The 18,850-nt window shown below is 72.6% G+C and carries 18 protein-coding genes, 2 tRNA genes and 1 pseudogene; 14 read left to right on the top strand and 7 right to left on the bottom strand.

Annotation, left to right across the window (positions count from 1 at the left end):
• Positions 1–7: 7 nt before the first annotated feature.
• The 3 genes from C3492_RS22580 (at position 8) to C3492_RS22570 (ending at position 1,894) form a co-directional block, all read left to right on the top strand.
• A complete protein-coding gene (locus C3492_RS22580) occupies positions 8–757 on the top strand; it encodes a DUF3566 domain-containing protein (protein WP_181140500.1) in 750 nt (249 codons plus the stop codon).
• Between the two features lie 112 nt (positions 758–869).
• A tRNA-Ile gene (locus tag C3492_RS22575) sits at positions 870–946 on the top strand.
• 150 nt (positions 947–1,096) lie between these two features.
• A complete protein-coding gene (locus C3492_RS22570) occupies positions 1,097–1,894 on the top strand; it encodes a maleylpyruvate isomerase N-terminal domain-containing protein (protein WP_103813573.1) in 798 nt (265 codons plus the stop codon).
• A 125-nt stretch (positions 1,895–2,019) separates the two neighbouring features.
• Here the strand turns inward: C3492_RS22570 and C3492_RS22565 are convergent, their stop codons facing one another.
• Positions 2,020–6,180, bottom strand: a complete 4,161-nt coding sequence (locus C3492_RS22565; protein WP_103813572.1) for a WD40 repeat domain-containing protein — start codon at positions 6,178–6,180, stop codon at positions 2,020–2,022.
• A gap of 486 nt (positions 6,181–6,666) precedes the next feature.
• Between C3492_RS22565 and C3492_RS22560 the strand changes: the two genes are divergently transcribed.
• Positions 6,667–6,876, top strand: a complete 210-nt coding sequence (locus tag C3492_RS22560) for a ferredoxin (protein ID WP_103813571.1) — start codon at positions 6,667–6,669, stop codon at positions 6,874–6,876.
• A gap of 11 nt (positions 6,877–6,887) precedes the next feature.
• On the opposite strand, the gene C3492_RS22555 is transcribed toward C3492_RS22560, so the two are convergent.
• Together C3492_RS22555 and C3492_RS22550 are read right to left on the bottom strand one after the other, a co-directional pair.
• On the bottom strand, positions 6,888–7,670 hold the full coding sequence (locus C3492_RS22555; RefSeq protein WP_258055825.1) for a glycosyltransferase: 783 nt from the start codon (positions 7,668–7,670) through the stop codon (positions 6,888–6,890).
• 161 nt (positions 7,671–7,831) lie between these two features.
• Positions 7,832–8,215, bottom strand: coding sequence for a DUF6344 domain-containing protein (locus C3492_RS22550; RefSeq protein ID WP_103813569.1), 384 nt, complete (start codon positions 8,213–8,215; stop codon positions 7,832–7,834).
• A gap of 255 nt (positions 8,216–8,470) precedes the next feature.
• On the opposite strand from C3492_RS22550, the gene C3492_RS45145 reads away from it, so the two are divergent.
• Together C3492_RS45145 and C3492_RS22540 are read left to right on the top strand one after the other, a co-directional pair.
• Positions 8,471–8,599: a DLW-39 family protein gene (locus C3492_RS45145; protein WP_003999697.1), complete on the top strand. Its 129-nt coding sequence runs from the start codon at positions 8,471–8,473 to the stop codon at positions 8,597–8,599.
• Positions 8,600–8,938: 339 nt separating this feature from the next.
• Positions 8,939–10,276: a hypothetical protein gene (locus C3492_RS22540; RefSeq protein WP_103813667.1), complete on the top strand. Its 1,338-nt coding sequence runs from the start codon at positions 8,939–8,941 to the stop codon at positions 10,274–10,276.
• Here C3492_RS22540 and C3492_RS22535 read toward each other — a convergent pair.
• Both C3492_RS22535 and C3492_RS22530 read right to left on the bottom strand, forming a co-directional pair.
• On the bottom strand, positions 10,240–11,652 hold the full coding sequence (locus C3492_RS22535) for a serine/threonine-protein kinase (protein ID WP_103813568.1): 1,413 nt from the start codon (positions 11,650–11,652) through the stop codon (positions 10,240–10,242). The genes C3492_RS22540 and C3492_RS22535 overlap by 37 nt on opposite strands.
• 105 nt (positions 11,653–11,757) lie before the next feature.
• Positions 11,758–12,306, bottom strand: a complete 549-nt coding sequence (locus C3492_RS22530; protein ID WP_103813567.1) for a DNA-binding protein — start codon at positions 12,304–12,306, stop codon at positions 11,758–11,760.
• Between the two features lie 181 nt (positions 12,307–12,487).
• Here C3492_RS22530 and C3492_RS22525 point away from each other — a divergent pair.
• Positions 12,488–12,560: transfer RNA gene (locus C3492_RS22525), tRNA-Ala, on the top strand.
• A gap of 128 nt (positions 12,561–12,688) precedes the next feature.
• Here C3492_RS22525 and C3492_RS22520 read toward each other — a convergent pair.
• Entirely contained in the window at positions 12,689–13,390 is a 702-nt protein-coding gene (locus C3492_RS22520; protein ID WP_103813566.1) for a DUF5324 family protein, read from the bottom strand.
• 275 nt (positions 13,391–13,665) lie between these two features.
• On the opposite strand from C3492_RS22520, the gene C3492_RS22515 reads away from it, so the two are divergent.
• Together C3492_RS22515 and C3492_RS22510 are read left to right on the top strand one after the other, a co-directional pair.
• The gene (locus tag C3492_RS22515) at positions 13,666–14,196 is read left to right on the top strand and encodes a peptidylprolyl isomerase (protein WP_103813565.1); all 531 of its coding nucleotides are present in this window, start codon (positions 13,666–13,668) and stop codon (positions 14,194–14,196) included.
• Between the two features lie 85 nt (positions 14,197–14,281).
• A complete protein-coding gene (locus C3492_RS22510) occupies positions 14,282–15,172 on the top strand; it encodes a rhomboid family intramembrane serine protease (protein WP_103813564.1) in 891 nt (296 codons plus the stop codon).
• Between the two features lie 248 nt (positions 15,173–15,420).
• Here C3492_RS22510 and crgA read toward each other — a convergent pair whose 3' ends face one another.
• Positions 15,421–15,675, bottom strand: coding sequence for a cell division protein CrgA (gene crgA / locus C3492_RS22505; RefSeq protein WP_014673794.1), 255 nt, complete (start codon positions 15,673–15,675; stop codon positions 15,421–15,423).
• A 152-nt stretch (positions 15,676–15,827) separates the two neighbouring features.
• On the opposite strand from crgA, the gene C3492_RS22500 reads away from it, so the two are divergent.
• From C3492_RS22500 to C3492_RS44700, 5 genes and pseudogenes are all read left to right on the top strand, one after another.
• A complete protein-coding gene (locus tag C3492_RS22500; protein ID WP_103813563.1) occupies positions 15,828–16,616 on the top strand; it encodes a DUF881 domain-containing protein in 789 nt (262 codons plus the stop codon).
• Positions 16,617–16,670: 54 nt separating this feature from the next.
• Positions 16,671–16,802: pseudogene (locus C3492_RS45930) on the top strand (class E sortase); the annotation flags it as partial.
• A gap of 63 nt (positions 16,803–16,865) precedes the next feature.
• The gene (locus tag C3492_RS22490) at positions 16,866–17,027 is read left to right on the top strand and encodes a hypothetical protein (RefSeq protein WP_103813562.1); all 162 of its coding nucleotides are present in this window, start codon (positions 16,866–16,868) and stop codon (positions 17,025–17,027) included.
• A complete protein-coding gene (locus tag C3492_RS22485; RefSeq protein ID WP_103813561.1) occupies positions 17,024–17,662 on the top strand; it encodes an aminodeoxychorismate/anthranilate synthase component II in 639 nt (212 codons plus the stop codon). Before C3492_RS22490 ends, C3492_RS22485 begins: the two co-directional genes overlap by 4 nt.
• Positions 17,659–18,843, top strand: a complete 1,185-nt coding sequence (locus C3492_RS44700) for a class E sortase (RefSeq protein ID WP_181140499.1) — start codon at positions 17,659–17,661, stop codon at positions 18,841–18,843. The genes C3492_RS22485 and C3492_RS44700 overlap by 4 nt, the downstream gene beginning before the upstream one ends.
• The last annotated feature ends 7 nt before the right edge of the window (positions 18,844–18,850 follow it).

Raw genomic sequence — 18,850 nt, 5'->3', positions numbered from 1 at the left:
AGTCAGCGTGAGCGGAGCCACGGGCGCCGGATCGGCCGGTACCTCCACGGGTACGGAAACGGACGGCGGCGGCCGTGGCTCCGCCGCGAACGGGCTGCCGGCGGGGAGTGCCCCCGCCGGTGGCGCGCACGACCCGCAGACGACGAACCTGAAGCCGGTGAAGGTGTCCGAGACGGACTCTTCCCGTACGTCTGGATCCCAGGGGGGAACTGTGACGGACACCCGAGGCCCGGCCGCGTCCGGTGAGGCACGGCCGGCGTCGCCGCTTCCCGGGGAGCGGCGCCCGGAGCAGGCCGACGGGCCCTACCACCCGCCGCAGGCCTATCCGGCGCAGGCGCCCGCCGGTGCCACGCGCAAGCCGCGTACGGGCGTGCGGACGGCGCCGCGGACCCGCAAGGCGCGGCTGCGGGTGGCCAAGGCCGACCCGTGGTCGGTGATGAAGGTCAGCTTCCTGCTCTCCATCGCGCTCGGCATCTGCACGGTCGTCGCCTCGGCGGTGCTGTGGATGGTCATGGACGCGATGGGCGTGTTCTCGACGGTCGGCGGGACGATCTCGGAGGCGACCGGCTCCAACGAGGCGAACGGTTTCGACCTCCAGGCGTTCCTGTCCCTCCCCCACGTCCTGACGTTCGCGGCGATCATCGCGGTCATCGACGTGGTCCTGGCCACGGCGCTCGCGACACTCGGCGCGTTCATCTACAACCTCTCCGCGGGGTTCGTGGGCGGCATCGAACTGACGCTGGCCGAGGACGAGTGACCTCCGGACCAGCGGCGTTCTGACGGTTCCCCGACAACCGATTTTGGGACTGGCGCGGTCGTGCGCTAATCTTCAGGAGTCAGCGCGCGGGACACACACCGCAGAGCGCGGCGGGGCTATAGCTCAGTTGGTTAGAGCGCATCCCTGATAAGGATGAGGCCACAGGTTCAAATCCTGTTAGCCCCACCAGCACGAAGACCCCCAGTCGATACCGGCTGGGGGTCTTTGGCATGCATGGCTGACATCAGCCGAGTGGGCGTCCGGCCCGTGCCGCGCGTTCGCCGCGGCGGCTGTGAAAATCACTGTCCGGTGGCCGGAACGCGGTGATAGGGAGTCCATGTGACGACGACACTTGCGTTCCCCGTTCTGTTGCGACTGATCGACGAACGGTCGACCGCCTTCCGCGCCGCGGTAGCCTCCGCGCCCAGCCTCGACGTGCAGGTGCCGACCTGCCCGGAGTGGACGCTGTTCGATCTGGCGCAGCACATCGGCGAGGGGCGCCGCGACTGGGCCGCCACCGTCGCCGCGGGGCCTGCTCCGGCCAAGTCCGCAGCGGAGGGCGCCCCGGCTGCGCCTCGGGAGCGCGAGGCCCTGTCGGCCTGGTTGGCGGAGTCCACGGAGCAGCTGCTGGACGCGTTGCGGGAGGCCGGCCCGGATCGCGGTTGCTGGACGTGGTGGGGTGCGTCGCAGTCGCCGCAGACCTGTGGCGCCGTCGCCCGGCACCAGCTCCAGCAGATGGCGGTGCACACCTACGACGCCCAGGTCACTGTGGGTGCCCCGGAGCCGCTGCCGGACGAGGTGGCACTCGACGGTGTCGAGGAGTTCCTGTTCACCTGCGTCGCAACGACGAGTGCCTGGCCGCACAAGCCCACCGCCTTCGACTTCGACGCCACCGAGGGCCGCTCCTGGCGCCTCACGGTCGACGACGACGGCGCACGCTCCACCCGTATCCCCGCGCCCGGCACGCCGCCTGTCGCCGCGGCCGGTGAGGGCCCGCACGCGGCCGGCGTCTCCGTTCGCGGCACGGCCAGTGAGCTGGTTCTCTTCGTGTACGACCGCATCCCGGCGGACTCCCTGCGGATCGAGGGAGACGCGGGTCTGTTCGACCTGCTCCGCGCGTGGGAACCGGAGGAGTAGGACGGGTGCCAAAAGGCCCGACCGCTGGCGACGGGGGATGCACCAGCGATCGGGCTATGGCCAAGGGTAACAAGGTTGTCGGTTGTGTGGGGCCAAGTCCGCGGGGAATTACGCAGGTTGGCCGATCATCGACCGCACGGGGGGTCGTAGCCCAGGCGCGGCAGGTACTCGTGCCAGCGCCGGGGGGTCAGGACGCCCCGGGTGACCGAGCAGATGTGCCGGATCGCCGTGTCGGCGTCCAGGCTCCACAGGCGGACCGTGTCGGTGCCGCTGGAGACGCCGAGGACGTGGCTGACCGGGCTGAAGATGAGGAAGTTGCCCGTCTTGGCGTTGGGGCTCATCGACTGGCCGATGGGGGTCGCCGAGGCGGGGTCGGCGACGTTCCACAGGCGGACCGTGTTGTCGCTGCCGCCGCTGGCCAGGGTGTCGCCGCCGGAGCTGAACGTCAGGGACGTGACCGCCTCGGTGTGGCCGGTGAGCGGCTTGCCCAGGGGTTCGGCGTGCGCGGGGTCGGTGGTGTTCCACAGGCGGACCGCGTCGTCGTCGCTGCCGCTGGCCAGGGTGTGGCCGTGCGGGCCGAAGGCGAGCGTGTTGACCGGCCCCGAGTGCTCGGTGAGGGGCTTGCCCAGCGGGCGGGTGTGCGCCCGGTCGGTCACGTCCCACAGCCGGATCGTGCTGTCCGCGCTGCCGCTGGCCAGGGTGTGGCCGTCCGGGCTGAAGGCGAGGCTGTTGATGTAGCCCCGGTGGCCGGTGAGGGGCCTGCCGAGCGGGGCCGGGCGGCCCGGGTCGGTCACGTCCCACAGCTGGACGGTGCGGTCGTCGTAGGCGGTGGCCAGGGTGTGGCCGTCCGGGCTGTAGGCGAGCGCGTCGGGGCCCATGAAGCGGGTGCGCAGGCGCAGCGGCGGTCCGGCGGTGACCGGGTGGGCGGGGTCGGTGACGTCCCACAGGTGGACCGTCCGGACGCCGGTGAGGACGGCGAGCGTGCGGCCGTCGGGGGAGAACACCAGGGAGCGCTGGTCGCCGTCGGCCCGCATGAACGGCTCGCCGAGCAGCACCGGCCGGCCGGGCCGCGTCACGTTCCACAGCCGCAGCCTGCCGTCCCGGGCGGCCGTGGCCAGCACCCGGCCGTCCGGGCGGAACGCTCCGCTCCGGCCGATCATGTCCGAGGTCGGGACCGACCACAGGCGCACCTTGCCGTCCCCGCTGCCGGTGGCGAGGGTACGGCCGTCCGGGCGGAACCCCAGGGCGTACATCTCCCCGCTGCTGCCCGCCAGGGGCTCGCCGACCTGGGACGGGGAGCCCGGGTCGCTGACGTTCCACAGGCTCGCCGTGCTGTCCGCGCTCGCGGCGGCGAGCCGGCCGCCGTCCGGGCTGAACGCCACCGACCAGACCGGGCCGGTGTGACCGGTCAGCGGCGAGCCGACCGCCGCGGCGCGGGCGGGGTCGGTCACGTCCCACAGCCGGATGGTGTCGTCCGCGCTGCCGCTGGCCAGGGTGCGCCCGTCGGGGCTGAAGGCCACCGAGTGCACGAGGTCCGTGTGCCCCCGCAGCGTCCTGACCGGCTCGGGCCGGCGCGGCGCGGAGACGTCCCACAGCCGGATCGTGTCGTCGTCGCCGCCCGTCGCGAGCGTCCGCCCGTCCGGGCCGAACGCCACACAGCGCACCGCGGCGCTGTGCCCGCGCAGGGTCGCGAGGGTGCCGGGCCGGCGCGGGTCGGTGACGTCCCACAGCCGCACGGTACGGTCCTCGCCGGCCGTGGCCACGGTGCGCCCGTCGGGACTGAAGGCGACCAGGTAGATCGTGCCCTGGTGGCCGGTGAGCGGCCTGCCCAGGGGGCGGGCGTGCGCGGGGTCGGTCACGTCCCACAGCCGGACCGTGCCGTCGTCGCCGGCGCTGGCCAGGGTGCGGCCGTCCGGGCTGAGGACGGCACTGCTGACCCAGCTGGTGTGGCCGGTGAGGGGCCTGCCGAGCGGGGCCGGGTGGTTCGGGTCGGTCACGTCCCACAGCCGGACCGTGCGGTCGTAGCCGGCCGTCGCCAGCGTGTTGCCGTCCGGGCTGAAGGAGGTGAGGTAGACGGCGCCGGCGTGGCCGGACAGCGGGGTGGCCAGCGGCGCGTTCACGATGGAGATCAGGCGGCTGTACGTGCCCTCGTCGCCGGGGCGGAGCTGGTGCGCGACCAGGTCGAGCTGGGCGGCCAGGGACGGATCGGTGTGCTGGACACGGTCGGCCTCGGCGAGCACCTGCTCGAACACGGCGTCGTCCCGCTGCTTCCAGGCGATCACCGCCGTACCGGCCGCCAGCACGGCCAGCGCCACCAGCGCCGCCACCGCGGCCCGGCTCAGCCACACCGAGCGCTTGCGCAGCCGCACCGAGGCGGCCAGGAACTCCACCGCGCTCCGGGTCAGGTACGTGTCCCCGGCCGACCGGGCCCAGGCGCGGGCCTGCTCCAGTCGCGACCCCCGGTACAGCAGCGAGCTGTCCCGGCCCGAGTCCTCCCAGGCCCGGCCGTCCTCCTCCAGCCGCTGGCGCAGCAGATGGTCGCCCCGGCCCTCGTCGATCCAGTGCCGCAGCCGGGGCCAGGCGTGCAGCAGCGCCTCGTGGGTGATCTCCACGGTGTCCGCGTCCAGCGTCACCAGCCGGGCCCGCACCAGGGCCTCCAGCGACTCCTCCGTCTTGCCGGGGTCCGACGACTCCTCCGCCAGCTGCCGCCGGGTGCCGCGCCGGCGTGTGGCCTGGGTGTCCTCGCCCAGCCGGACCAGCCGCAGCAGGAGGAGCCGGGCGGCGGCACGGGCCGCCGGGTCCAGCCCGGACCAGGCGCGCTCGGCGGTCGCCGCGACCGCGCCCTGGATGCCGCCCGCCGCGCGGTACCCGGCCAGGGTCAGCCGGCCGGCCTTCCGGCGCTGCCAGGTGGCCAGCAGGGCGTGGGAGAGCAGCGGGAGCACGCCCGCGTCGTGCGCGCCGCGCGGGCCGTCGGCGCTCACCTCGCGCACGATCAGCTCGGCGAGGCCCGGCTCCAGCTCCAGCCCCACCGCCTTGGCCGGACCGGTCACCGCCTCGCGCAGTTCGGTGCTGGTCAGCGGGCCGAGCACCATGTGCCGGTGCTGGAGCGCGTCGGACAGTTCCGGGTAGCCGAGGCACTGCTCGTAGAAGTCGGCGCGGATACCGAGGACGACCCGGACGGGCGCGGGTCCGGCGGCGCCGGCGGGCGGGGTGCAGGCGGCGTGCAGGAAGTGGATGAAGACGCGCCGGTCGGCTTCGTCGGCGCAGAGGGTGAACGCCTCCTCGAACTGGTCCACGATGACGACCGGCCGGTCGTCGGGGCCCGTGGCGCGGTCCGCCCAGGCGGCGACCGCCTCGCGCACGGCCCGGGCGATGTGCGGGGCGTCGCAGCCCGGCAGCGCCGGGTTCCGCGCCGCCTCCCGCTCGGCCCTGCGGGCCTCTGCGGCGACGGCGGCGAGATCGGGGACACGGCGGACCAGCTCACCCAGCGGATCGGCACCGGGGACGAACTGGAGGACGGGGTCCAAGGGGTCGGCCGGGTGGTCGGGTGTGGGGTGATCGGAAGAGCCGTCGGCGGGGTGGTCGGTGGGGTGATCGGTGGAACGGTCGCCGGGGTGGTCGTAGCGGTCGACCGGGTGCGGAGGCGGGGGGAGCCCGCCCTGCGCCCCCGCGCTCAGGGCCCCGTCCCGGATCGCCGGGATCAGGCCGGCGTTCAGCAGGGAGGACTTTCCGGCTCCCGAGGCGCCGACCAGCATGACCAGCCCGCCGGACCGCTCGGCCGCGCGGAGCTGGGCGACGAGGGCCTTCGTGCTCCGTTCCCGGCCGAAGAACCACCGGGCGTCCTCCCGCCGGTACGGCGCCAGCCCCCGGTACGGACACACGCCACCGGCGACGGGCGGGGCCTGGGCCGGTGGCCGCCGGTTCTCCTCCGAGGGCGGCGCGGGCCGGTCGCCGGCCGGTCCGGCCACGGCCAGCTCCCACAGCCGCTGCCAGTGGGCGAGGTCGTACAGGCCGGCGGAGACCGGGGCGGGACGCAGCCGCCGTGCCTCCGGGATCAGGATCTGCAGGACCGCCGCGAGGGCGGCGAACTGGGCCGGTACGTTCCTGGCCCGGCGCCAGTCGCTGATCCGCTGCGCGGACACCCGTACCGGCCGGCCGCGCTCATCGATCCGCTGGAGCCGTACGACCGCTTCCGAGACGCTCTTGAGGGGAGGGTTTCCGGCCTCCTTGTACAGCAGCGCGAGGCGTTCGGCGAAGGCTGTGCGTGCCCCTGAGTCGGAACTCAAGGTCCCACCCCTTACTTTCCTCCGCGTGTGACGTCCGGACCGGAAAACTCACCTTATACGCCTGACCTGCGGTTAAGGGCCGGACCGGAGACCGGAACCTCCTCTGCGGCGGTGACAGGTGGCAGGATCCGAACCCGGTAGCGGACCCGTCACACACCGTCCGGACAGGCCACCGGCTCAGCGCTCGGAGAGACAGCCCATGGCACCGAACGTTCTCGGTCAAAGTCGGCCGCCTCGCATCGCGCCGCGCCGACCCGCGCACAGCCCCGCGAACCGTTCCCGTTCTTCGACCCGCGCCGCCCCGCCGACTTGGCGCGGGTCGACAGTCCCGCACCGTTCGGCACCGGTCCCCACGAGGGGAGGGACCGGTGCCGGGCGGGCGGGAACCCGCCCCCGGTGGCCGGGCGGCCCGGTTCAAGAGGCGCGCGGCCGGGCAGTGACGTCGTGAAGACCGCCTGAAGGCCATCGCCCAGGACTGGAGGACAGATGAAGGTCTCCGTCGACCGTTCCCTGTGCTACGGCTCCGCCGAGTGCGCGCACCGGGCGCCGGCCGTGTTCGCGTTCGAGGACGGGTACGGCGTCGTACGGGCCGGCGGAGCGGACGCGGTCGGGGACCCGCGGGTCCGGGAGACGGTCCTGGAGGCCGCCGAGAAGTGCCCCTCGCAGGCGATCGTCCTCACCGAGCAGCACGAGTAGCACGGCCGTCCTCAGCCAGCGGCGGAAGGAGCCGGTGGAAAGGTCCAGCCGAAGGCGGTGAGCGCGCGCGCCCGGGCCTCCGCGACGGCCATGCGGGCCGCCCGCTCGGCGGGGTCGACATGGGCCGCCTGCCCCGTGACCTGGCCCTCCCACTTGCGGTACAGCAGACCGGGCTCCGCCGAGAACCAGCCGCGGCTCACCGCGTCCAGCGCCAGCAGCAGGCCGGTGTCCTCCGAGGCCGGAAGCGCCATCCAGCCGCCCAGCGCGGTGAGCAGCTCCCGCCGGACGCACAGGCTCGCCGGGTGGACCGGGGCCAGGAAGTCGTTCCGCTTCCAGTGGTCGAGGACGGTGCCGCGCTCGATGGGGCCCTCGTCGGGATCGCCGGGGAAGGCGGCCGTGGAGCCGTCGGGCAGCAGGTCCAGGACGCGGCACGTCGTCCAGCCGACGGTGTGGTCCGCCTCCAGCACGGCCAGGTCGCGGGCGAGCGCGCCCGGCATGAGCCGGTCGTCGGCGTCCAGCACCTTGACGTACGCGCCCCGGGCCCGCGCCAGCGCGATCGTCCGGGCGACTCCGGGCCCGCCCGGCCGGCCCTGGCGGAAGCTCACACGGGCGTCGTCCGGGACATGGGGGCGGACCGCGTCCGTCGTGCCGTCCTCCTGGACGACCCACTCCCACTCCCAGCCGGCGGGCAGCCGCTGCGCGCACAGCGACGTGTACGCGTCCGCCAGGAACCGGGCGGACGGGCCGTGGACAGCGGTGACTACGGTGACGCGCCGGTTCACGGCAGCGCTCACCACCTTTCCGTGGGGTGCGGGTCGTTGCCGTACGAGGATGACCCACCGGGGAAAAGCGCGAGACCCCCGGCCGAACCCGGCCGGGGGTCTGTTCGTGTCGACTGGTGCGTACGCAAGTCGCCGTGCGGTCGAGACGTTGCGGTACAGCGGTGGGGGAGGGATCAGCAGTCGAGGGAGTCCGAGAGGTGCCGGTCGTGGGACCTGGTGTCCGTCTGCTCCGGTACCCACGGCTGCGATTCCGTCTGTGTCCCGTCGAGGGCGCGGTGCCGGCAGCCCGGGGTCTTGCCGTGGGCCTCGGCCCGGATCCGCTGCTTCATCGTGGGGGGCAGGGCCCTGGCATGGGACCAGGCCCGGTGGCGCATCGCCGGGATCGTCGGGATGGTGCGGTGCGCGGTGCCGGTGTCGGTGCTCGGGGTCTCGGTCCGGGGTGCGGCCGCGGCGGCGGTCGTGGTGGTGGCGGAGACGAGTCCGAGCGCCGTGCACAGCGCGAGGAAGGCGGTGACGATGGCGGTCCACAGCTTCATGACCTTGTTCTGGGCGGTCATGGCCCCTCACTTTCGGGTTGGGCGATTTGCGTACTTTCCTCATGATGTGTATGTGGGGCGGGAAGTGGTGGACCGACGCCCGTGGCGCGTCGATGTTCAGATCAACACCACCCGGACGGGTGCACGGGGGCGAGGAACCTCTGCCGCTGTCCGAGGCGGGAGTTGGGCCCCGACGCAGGTCACCGATCGATATCGGTCGGTGTGTATAGTCGGGCGCCAGAGGTCCCCTACGTCAAGGAAAGACGAGGTCGCGCGGTGAAGAAGCTGCTCCTGGTCGCACTGGCCGCCATCGGCGGGCTCCTCGTGTACCGCCAGATCCAGGCGGATCGCGCCGAGCAGGATCTGTGGACGGAGGCGACTGACTCCGTGCCCACGGGTTCGTGAGTCCCGATACCCGATCTGTACCGACCCCGGCCGCCTGCGCGGTCGGGGTTTCGCGTTCTCCGGCCGTGTCGCGCGGACCCCTGACTCGTGTTGCGGGGTCCCGGCGGGTGCGGTAGACGGGCGGGGAGGGAGGTGCCGGACGGTGCCGGGCGTTTCGGACGGGCGTACGCGTTGCCCGGATGGCGCAGCGGCGGCCGGGGCAGGATGGGCCTGCGGTCCACCGGTCCGGTGCGGCCGTCCGACGACTGGGGGGTGTGGCGCGTGCGGGGCCGAGGGGGCGGTACGGCGACCGGGGCGGGAGCGGCCGGGTGGCCGGCGGCGGGTCCGGCGCGGACGTGGGTGCGGCGAAGGGCCGCCGTCGCCCGGGGTGCCGTGATCGTGCTGCTGGGACTCGCCGCGGCCTTCGTTGCGCCGGACCCTGCCCCCGCTCTGCCGGCCGGTGCCGCGGCCGCCGCCGACGCGCGCCCGGGGTCGTACACCTTCACCCCCGGCGCCCGGACCGTCGCGGGCACCAAGGGCACCACGGACGCCGTCCTGCTCGACCCCGGCCACACCTACCGCAGCTCGCTGCCCCGCAACGGCAGGCTCTACTACCGCCTCCGCCTGACCGCCGCGGACACGGCGTACGTGCCCGTCACCGCCGTACCACCGGCGGACGCCACCGTCTCCGCCACAGACGGCATCCGCGTCTCGCTCCGGGACGCGAACGGCGCCTCCTGCTTCTACGCCTCCGCCCTCATCGGCGCCGGGCTCAGCCCCCGCCCGGTCACGGCCCTGGCCCAGCGCGAGGCCGGCAAGGCGCTGTGCCAGGGCGGGGGGACGTACTACCTGCTCGTGGAACGCCTCGACGCCGAGGGCTCCGGCGCGGCGGCCGCGCCCGAGCCGTGGGACCTGGAGATCGCGCCCGCCACCGAACCCGTCCTCGCCGAGGCGGGGCCCACCACCGCGCCGCGGACCTGGGACTCCGCCACGCCGGAGCCCCTCACCGGCACCGCCCGGGACCGCTCCGGCGGCACCGGTTTCGCCACGGCGCGCCCGCTGGGCCAAGGGATCTGGCGCACCCGTCTCAGCCCCGGCGAGACCCGGTTCTACAAGGTGCCGCTGGACTGGGGCCGGCGACTGCACGCCTCCGCGGACCTGGACGGCGCGCCGGGTCACGGCTACGTCGGCGGCGCCTTGAACCTCTCCCTCCACAACCCCGTCCGCGGCTACGTCGACGACGCCTCCCTCGGCTACACCGGCGCCCCGAAGTCAGCCGCCCTCGCACCGCTGCCACCGGTGGAGTACCCCAACCGGTACGCCGTGCCTGCCCGGGTGACCTCCGTCCGCTTCGCCGGCGAGTACTACCTGGTCCTGCACCTCAGCACGCGGCTGGCCGGCACCTTCGGGCAGGGCCCGTTCGGGGTGACCCTGCGGGTCCGGGTGGTCGGACGGGCGCAGGCGGGGCCCGCGTACGCCGGCCGGGCCGTGCCGGACGACGTCTTCACGGTCACCGACGAGGACCGGGAGGAAGCGCTGACCGGGAACACCGGGGACGGGACCGGCGATCCGGTGATGCGGCTGGTCGCCGTCGGCGGAATCGGCACGGGAACCGTGCTGCTGCTGGTGCTCGGCGGGTGGACGGCGGCGGCCCGGCGGGCTCACAGCCGGGCCAGCGCCCAGAAGCCGATGGCGTAGCAGGCGAGCGCCAGCAGCAGGAGCGGGATCGCGGCCCTGGCCGGGGGGCCGGGAGGCCGGGCCGCACGCCGGGCCCGGCGCCCGCGGCCGCGGGTGGGGCTCCGGGGAGCCGGTGTGGGCGGTGGGGCGTGTGGGTCACCGGTGGGGCTTGGGAGAGCCGGTGTGAGCGGTGGGGCCTGTGGGTCGCGGGTGGTGTAGGCGGCGGTGGCGGTGTCGATACGGGGGTCCGGAGCTGGAGCCGGGGCCGGCCCGGGGGCGGGGGGCGGGGCCGGGTGGACCGGGACCTGCCGGGGCGGCGGCAGGCGGAAGCTTCCCGTGTCCGAGAGGGAACCGGTGGGGGTGGGTGTCGAACGCGACTCCACCGCCGAGGCCGCAACGGGCCGGGCCGACCCGCCGTCGGCGCGCTCAACGGCCTTGCTCGCCACGGGATCTGCCGCCGTACCGGAGTCGTCCACCCGGCCCGGAACCAGGTCCGACGCCACACCGGAAGCCTGCCGGAGCGGGCCGTCGGGGCCGTACCCGGGCGGGAGCGGGCCGAGTTGGTCGAAGATCTCGATGAGTTCGTCGTCGGGGCCCGGCTCCGGCAGGAGTTCGGCGGCGGCGGCGAGCGCCTTGCGCGCCCCCGTGGCGGTGCGGAACCGGTCCACGGGATCGGGCTGGAGCAGGGAGGCGACGACCTGCCAGAGCGGTTCCGGAACGCCCTTGGGCGGGCCGGGTGTTCCGTGTTCGAGGAAGTACTGCACCAGCGCCCTGGCATCGGGCCTGGCGCCTTCGAGGAGGTACAGGGCGACCAGGCCGACGGCGAACAGGTCGGCCGGGAAGTCGGGCTCGGCGCCCAGCATCTGCTCGGGGGCGAGGTAACCGGGCGTCCCCACCACGAGGTTGGTCTCCGTCAACCGGGGTTCGCCGAGCCGCATGGCGATCCCGAAGTCGGACAGCCGCAGCCGGGGCCGGCCGGTGCCGGTTGCTTCGAGGAGCACGTTGGCGGGCTTGATGTCCCGGTGGACGACGTCCTCGGCGTGCACGGCGGCGAGCCCGGACAGCAACTGGTCCAGCAGCGTGCACACGAACGCCGGCGGGAGGGGGCCGTAGTCGCCGACCAGGTGGACCAGGGAGCCGCCCGCGACCAGGTCCATGGTGAACAGCACCTTGTCGTCGTCGGCGGCCCAGCTCGCCGGGGCGAGGACGTGCGGATGGTCGATGCGCAGCGCCTGCTCGCGCACGAAGCGGAGCAGGGAGTGGGCGTCGCGCTGCTGGAGGACCTTGGCGGCCACGTACCGCCGGCGGCGATGGTCCCAGGCACGCCACACGGCGCCCACACCACCGCGTCCGATCGGGTCGGCCAGCTCGTACCGGCCGGCGAAGACCTCACCCATGGCAGCCGCCGCTCCTCCCCTGGTCCGACGAAGCCCCCCACGCCCCTGCCCTGCGCACCCCGCGTCCGGCCGGCCCGGACCCCCTGTCCCGAACCGGCCCCGCGGTCAGTTCTGGTGGGACTGGTAGTGCGCGACGGCGTCGGAGGTGCGGCCGGCGCCGTAGACGCGGAGGAACTCCGCGAGTTCGGGGTGGCTCGGGGCGAGGGTGTTGGCGGCGTCGATGATGTCACCCGCGGCGGCCACCGAGCGGAGCAGCGACTGGATCTCGCGCACCACCCGCTTGACCGTGGGCGCGCCCGAACTGTTCGTGGTGTGCGTGGTGTTGCTGAGCACGGAGCCCCCCTGCGACTTCTTGATCTCGTCCATCCGCTCGGTCGCCTCGGCGGCGCTGACGCTGCCGTCCGCGACCTGGGACGCCAGTTCCTGCAACAGCTGCACCCGCTGGACCACCGCCGGATTGCCGATCTTCGCGCGCTGGCCGCTCATCAGCTGCGAGAGCATCGGCGCGGACAGGCCCAGGACCGCCGCCAGCCGGGCCTGGTTCAGCCCGAGATCGTCGATGAGCTTACGGAAGAGCGCCCCCAACGGCTCCCCGTACCAGTTCCGCTGCAGCTCCCGCGCTCTGGCGGTGGCTTCCTGCTGTGCGGCGTCCATTGCGTCTCCCCATCGCTTCCCCTGAAAACCGCGGTTCGCTGTCGCGAACCACGTCGAGCATCTTACGGAGAGTGGTCATCCACGGGGACCCCCAATCTTTTTGCGGGATACGGGGGGTGACCCGGTACTCTGGTCTGCGGCGCCCGCCGGACGTGATTCCTCCGGCCGGTCGCTCCTTCCCGGGGCCTTAGCTCAGTTGGTAGAGCGCCGTCTTTGCATGGCGGATGTCAGGGGTTCGACTCCCCTAGGCTCCACCCCGAGAAATGCCCCCTGATCTGCGGAGACGCAGTATCAGGGGGCATTTCGCGCGTACGAAGGACCCTCCGGCCCGATCGCTCATGGCCGGAGGGTCCGATGGTGTGTGCCGATGTATGCCTCGCTCTCAGACCTCGTCGTCGCGGTCCGCGGCGTCGTCCTCCGCCTGCTTCGCCTGGACCTCGGGGTCCAGGCTCTGGGCGTCGCTGCCGTCCACGGACGTGATGCGCCCCTCGTCGGGGACCTCCGTCGCCGCGGGTGGCTCGACCAGCCAGTCGGGGTTGGCCTGCTTGTCCCACCACTTCCAGGCCGCGAAGGCACCGCCCGCCAGAGCGGTCAGCACCGCCACCGCCTTCAGGGTGCGGCCGGCGCGGGACCGGCGGGCGTTCCGCCGGGCCAGCTTCTGGATGTCCCGGGCCGAGACCTGACCGCGCAGCGCGGCCAGCGCGGCCGCACCGCGCGCGGCCGCCTCGTCGCGGACCGGAGCGGTCGCGGCCACGGCGTGCTCGATCCTGGGACGTGAGTAGGCGGCGGCCTGCCGGGCCGCCTTGCGGGTGCGGACGGCGGCTTCCTGCGCGGCCAGGTCCACCTTCGGCGGCACATGCGTGCGGGCCTGCTCCAGGCGTGGGGCGAGCCGGGCGTCGTACTGCACGCGGGCCTGTTCGGCGGCCTGCGACACCACGGGCGCCAGCCGTACGCGTGCCTCCTGCGCGTAGTACGCGGCACGCTCCTTGGCCGTGTCGGCGTAGGGCGCCACCACTTCCGCGGCGTGCAGCACGCTGTCCTTCGCCGAGCCGGTCGCGGCGCGCACGCTGTCGATGCGGGTCACGGGTTCCTCCTCCTCGGTGGCGTACGGTATTTCGACTTTCCACCCTTTTACGGATCATGCCTGCCCGCGGCCGGTGTGGCATGTGCGGGCGCGCATATGGGTGCCCATCGCTCCCTCCCGCCTCATCCAGGGCAACAGGGGGCTTGCGGTCGACACTGCCACGAATCACCGGCGCGCGCCGCCCACCCGGCACAAGTCACGGCCGCCCGGCGACGCGCGGACGGGACCGTGGAAGGATCGAAGGTGTCGCGGCGGACGATGACGGAAGGCGGATCGTGGCCGAGCAGCTGTATGCCACCCTGAAGACCACCCTCGGCGACATCGAGGTGCGGCTCTTCCCCCTCCACGCTCCCGTCACGGTCAGAAACTTCGTCGAGCTCGCCCGCGGCGAACGCGAATGGACACACCCGGGCACCGGCGAGAAGACCAGGAACCCGCTCTACGACGGCACGGTCTTCCACTGCGTCATCAGCGGGTTCATGATCCAGGGCGGTGATCCCCTGGGCAACGGCCTCGGCGGGCCCGGCTACGGCTTCGAGGACGAGTGCCGTCCGGACCTGGCCTTCGACACGCCCTATCTGATGGCCATGGCCAACGCCGGCCCGGGGACGAACGGCTCGCAGTTCTTCATCACCGTCACCCCGAGCACCTGGTTGAACGGCAAGCGCACCATCTTCGGCGAGGTCACCGACCCGGCCTCCCAGAAGGTGGTCGACGCCATCGCGAACGTGCCGACCGGACGCAACGACCGCCCGCTGGCCGACGTCGTCATCGAGACGGTGGTGGTGGAGACGCGCGAGGACTGAGGGGAACCAAACGCGCCGCTCGTCCGTAAGGATGGACGGAGCAGGACAGTACCGTCAGGACGGACACGACGAGCAAGGGGATCCGATGGACCAGGCCGCAGGGAGCGCGCAGGACGCCGCCCGGAGCGTGCCCGTGTGCTACCGGCACCCGGACCGCGAGACCGGCGTGCGCTGCACCCGCTGCGACCGGCCCATCTGCCCGGAGTGCATGATCAGCGCCTCGGTCGGCTTCCAGTGCCCGGAGTGCGTCCGCGAGGGCTCGGGCACGGGGCACGCGCCGGCGGCGTCCCGGCCGCGCACGGTCGCCGGGGGCACGGTCACGGCCGACCCCCGCCTGCTCACCAAGATCCTGATCGGGATCAACCTCGCGGTGTTCCTGGTGCAGGTCTCCGTCGGTGACCGTTTCACCAACCGGTTCGAGCTGATCGGACAGGCCTACGCCCCCCTGCTCGACGGCGTGCAGGGCGTTGCCGAGGGCCAGTACTACCGCCTGCTGACCGCGATGTTCCTGCACGGCGGCTACGCCCACATCCTCTTCAACATGCTCAGCCTGTGGTGGATCGGCGGCCCCCTGGAGGCCGCCCTCGGCCGCGCCCGCTACCTCGCCCTTTATGTCGTCTCGGGTCTCGCCGGCAGCGCCCTGACCTATCTGATCGCCGCACCCAACCAGCCCTCCCTCGGCGCCTCGGGAGCGATCTTCGGCCTCTTCGGCGCGACGGGCGTACTGATGCGTCGGCTGAACTACGACATGCGCCCGCTCATCGCCCTGCTGGTGATCAACCTCATCATCACCTTCACCTGGGCGAACATCGCCTGGCAGGCGCACATCGGCGGCCTCGTCGCCGGTGTCGTCACCGGGTACGCGATGGTCCACGCCCCGCGTGAGAAGCGGACCCTGGTGCAGTACGGCACCTGTGCCGTCGTCCTGCTGCTGTCGGTGGCGCTGGCCCTGGTCAGGACCGCTCAGCTCACCTGATACCGAACCGTTGTCCACAGGGCGTGGCGGATCTTGTGCATACCGTGCGGACACAGGTGTGCCCCCTGTCGCTCGGATGTGTTTCCGCAGGTCGGACAGGGGGCGAACAGATGTATGGGGATCGGTGGGCCAGTCACACCGGCGTCAACGCCCGATGAGTTATCCACAGATCGTAGTTTCTTTTCCCCAGGGGATTGTGGACAGCACCCCTGGCCTGTGGATAACTCGGCGGATAGCCCTGGGCAGAGCTATTTCCACTGCGTGGAGACACCGAATCCGGCGGCGATGAACCCGAAGCCGACGACGATGTTCCAGTTGTCCAGGCTGTCGACCGGCAGCGAGCCGTCGGTCACGTAGAAGACGACGATCCAGGCCAGGCCGATCAGGAACATGGCCAGCATCACGGGCGCGACCCACGCGCGGTTGGTGAGCTTGATGGCCTGCGCCTGCTTCGCCGCCGGCGGCGTGTAGTCGGCCTTCTTGCGGATACGTGACTTCGGCACGAGGGTCTCTCCTGTCGATGCGCTGCGTGGCCGCGCAGGTAACTGGGTCGGGCTCGGGGCAGCGTACAAGGGGCCAACATGACGACTCTGTGTGCTCCCCCGGGCGTCCGTTAGCGTAGTGCTTCCGTGGCGCCGAAGGAGATAAGGGTACGTTGAGCAATTCTGCCGACTCCCCCGGGACGGGATCAACGGGTTCGGGCCCCGTCCGCCGACCGCGTGTGCGGCCCGTGCGGATCCTCACGGCGGCCGTCTTCGCGCTCGCCGGGCTGATCTTCTTCACCAGCTTCGACACCGCCAAGGGCACCGACATCCGTCAGGACGGCTCCCTGCTGAAGCTGTCCGACCTGATCCAGCAGCGCAGCCGCAAGAACAAGGAGCTGGACGAGTCCAACGCGACCCTGCGCGACAGCGTGGAGTCGCTGGCCGAGAGCGACGACGGCAGCACCAAGGCCGAGGACGAGAACCTCGGCCGGCTGGAGAAGAGCGCGGGCACCCAGAAGCTGACCGGCCGGGCCGTCACCGTCACCCTGAACGACGCCCCGCCGGGCGCCACCGCCAAGCTCCCCGGCTACCCCGAGCCGCAGCCCGACTACCTGGTCATCCACCAGCAGGACCTCCAGGCCGTGGTGAACGCGCTGTGGCAGGGCGGCGCCCGGGGCATCAAGGTCATGGACCAGCGGCTGATCTCCACCAGCGCGGTCCGCTGCGTCGGCAACACCCTGATCCTCCAGGGCCGCGTCTACTCACCGCCGTACAAGATCACCGCCGTCGGGGACCCGGACCGGCTGAAGCAGGCGCTCGCCGCGAGCAAGGCGATCCAGACCTACATGGTCTACGTCAACGTCTACGGCCTCGGCTGGAAGGTCACCGACGACGGGACGGTGACTCTTCCCGGGTACTCCGGCACCGTGGATCTGCACTACGCGAAGCCAGTGCGGTAGACGTCCGTCCGGGAGTCACTCGTGCGGGTGATCGTCAGCGGACCCGACCCCTCGTACACGTATCGGATCGACAAAGGTCCCTGCGAAACAGTGCCGCCCGATGTCGAGGTGATCGACCCTGTTGCCCGTATGTCCGGGTACACACAGCCTGTGGAGGCAGGCGAACCGGGGGCTCCGCGCCGTTAGTCTGGTGACGTACGGCGTGGGTCTGGTGCCGTAGCGGATACGGAAGGGACGGCAGGGGACGGCATGTACGGCTGGATCTGGCGGCATCTGCCGGGCAACGCGTGGGTGAGGGCCTTGATCTCCCTCGTACTGATCCTGGCCGTGGTCTACGTCCTGTTCCAGTACGTCTTCCCGTGGGCCGAACCGCTGCTGCCCTTCAACGATGTGACGGTGGACAACCAGTGAGTACGCGGATTCTCGTCGTCGACAACTACGACAGCTTCGTCTTCAACCTCGTCCAGTACCTGTACCAGCTGGGCGCGGAGTGTGAGGTCCTGCGCAACGACGAGGTGTCGACCTCGCACGCCCAGGACGGCTTCGACGGCGTGCTCCTCTCGCCAGGACCGGGGACCCCCGAGGAGGCGGGCGTGTGCGTGGACATGGTCCGGCACTGCGCGGCCACCGGGGTGCCGGTCTTCGGCGTGTGCCTCGGCATGCAGTCGATGCAGGTGGCGTACGGCGGTGTGGTCGACCGGGCGCCCGAGCTGCTGCACGGCAAGACGTCACTGGTCGAGCACGAGGGCAAGGGCGTCTTCGCGGGCCTGCCCTCCCCCTTCACGGCGACCCGCTACCACTCCCTGGCCGCCGAACCGGCCACGGTCCCGGCCGAGCTGGAGGTGACCGCCCGCACGCACGACGGCATCATCATGGGCCTGCGCCACCGCGAACTCCCGGTGGAGGGTGTGCAGTTCCACCCCGAGTCGGTGCTGACCGAGCACGGACACCGGATGCTGGCCAACTGGCTGGCGGAGTGCGGCGACCACGGTGCCGTGGCGAGATCGGCGGGGCTCGCCCCGGTGGTGGGCAGGGCCACGGCGTGACCGCGCTGCGCCCCGAGCGCGAGGACCTGTACGACGGCGAGAGGCCGTACGCGTCCTCCGGCGGTGCGCGGCCGTACGAGACCTCCCGTGGCGCGCGGCCGTACGGCGGGCGGCGGCAGGATCCGCCGACGGCTCCGATGCCCCGGCTGACCGAGGAGGACCTCACGGCGCCGCCGTCCGCCGCTGAGGACCGCATGGCGTCCCTGCCGCGCGTCGACGAGGAGACGATGGCGCTGCGCATTCCGCGGCCGGCGGGGTACGGCGCGCGGAGCGACGCCGCAGGGGCGGTCGCGGGGGCGGTCGCAAGGGCCTCTGGAGCCTCCTCCGCCGCTTCGGCCAATCCGGGCACACCCGGAGGCCGTGCGGCCCGGAGAAAGGCCGCCAAGCGGCGTGGAGGACGGCACGGCGGGGTCAGGGACGGCCGTGGGCCGGCGGCTCCGTCCACGGAGCGGGATCCCCAGCGGCCCCTGAGCCGGGTGGAGGCCCGGCGGCAGGCCCGGCTGCGCAAGCCGAGCCCGGCGACCGTCGCGAGCCGGGCGATCGGCGAGGTCTTCATCACCACCGGCGTCCTGATGCTGCTGTTCGTCACCTACCAGCTGTGGTGGACCAACGTCCGCGCGCACGCGCAGGCCGGCAGCGAGACGCACCAGCTCCAGGACGACTGGGCCAACGGCAAGCGCAATCCGGGCGTCTTCGAGCCGGGGCAGGGCTTCGCCATCCTGCACATCCCGAAGCTGGACGTGGTCGCGCCCATCGCGGAGGGCGTCAGCAACAAGAAGGTGCTCGACAAGGGCATGGTCGGGCACTACGGCGAGGCCCCGCTGAAGACGGCGATGCCCGAGGCGAGGACCGGCAACTTCGGCCTCGCCGCGCACCGCAACACGCACGGTGAGCCGTTCCGGTACATCAACCGGCTCAAGGCCGGGGACGCGGTCGTGGTCGAGACGCAGGACACCTACTTCGTGTACAAGGTGACCTCGATGCTCCCGGTGACCCCGCCGTCCAACACCAGCGTGCTGAACCCGGTCCCGCCGGGCTCCGGCTTCACCCGGCCCGGCCGCTACATCACCCTCACCACCTGCACGCCGGAGTTCACCAGCAAGTACCGGTTGATCGTCTGGGGCAAGATGGTCCAGGAACGGCCGCGCAGCAAGGGCAAGCCGGACGCGCTCATCGAGTAGGGCTCAT

Origin of the sequence: Streptomyces sp. Ru62 (assembly GCF_002920615.1) — a bacterium.
Lineage (GTDB): Bacteria > Actinomycetota > Actinomycetes > Streptomycetales > Streptomycetaceae > Streptomyces.
Note: the sequence above shows the minus strand (reverse complement) of the source record. Positions and strands in the feature narration are given on the sequence as shown.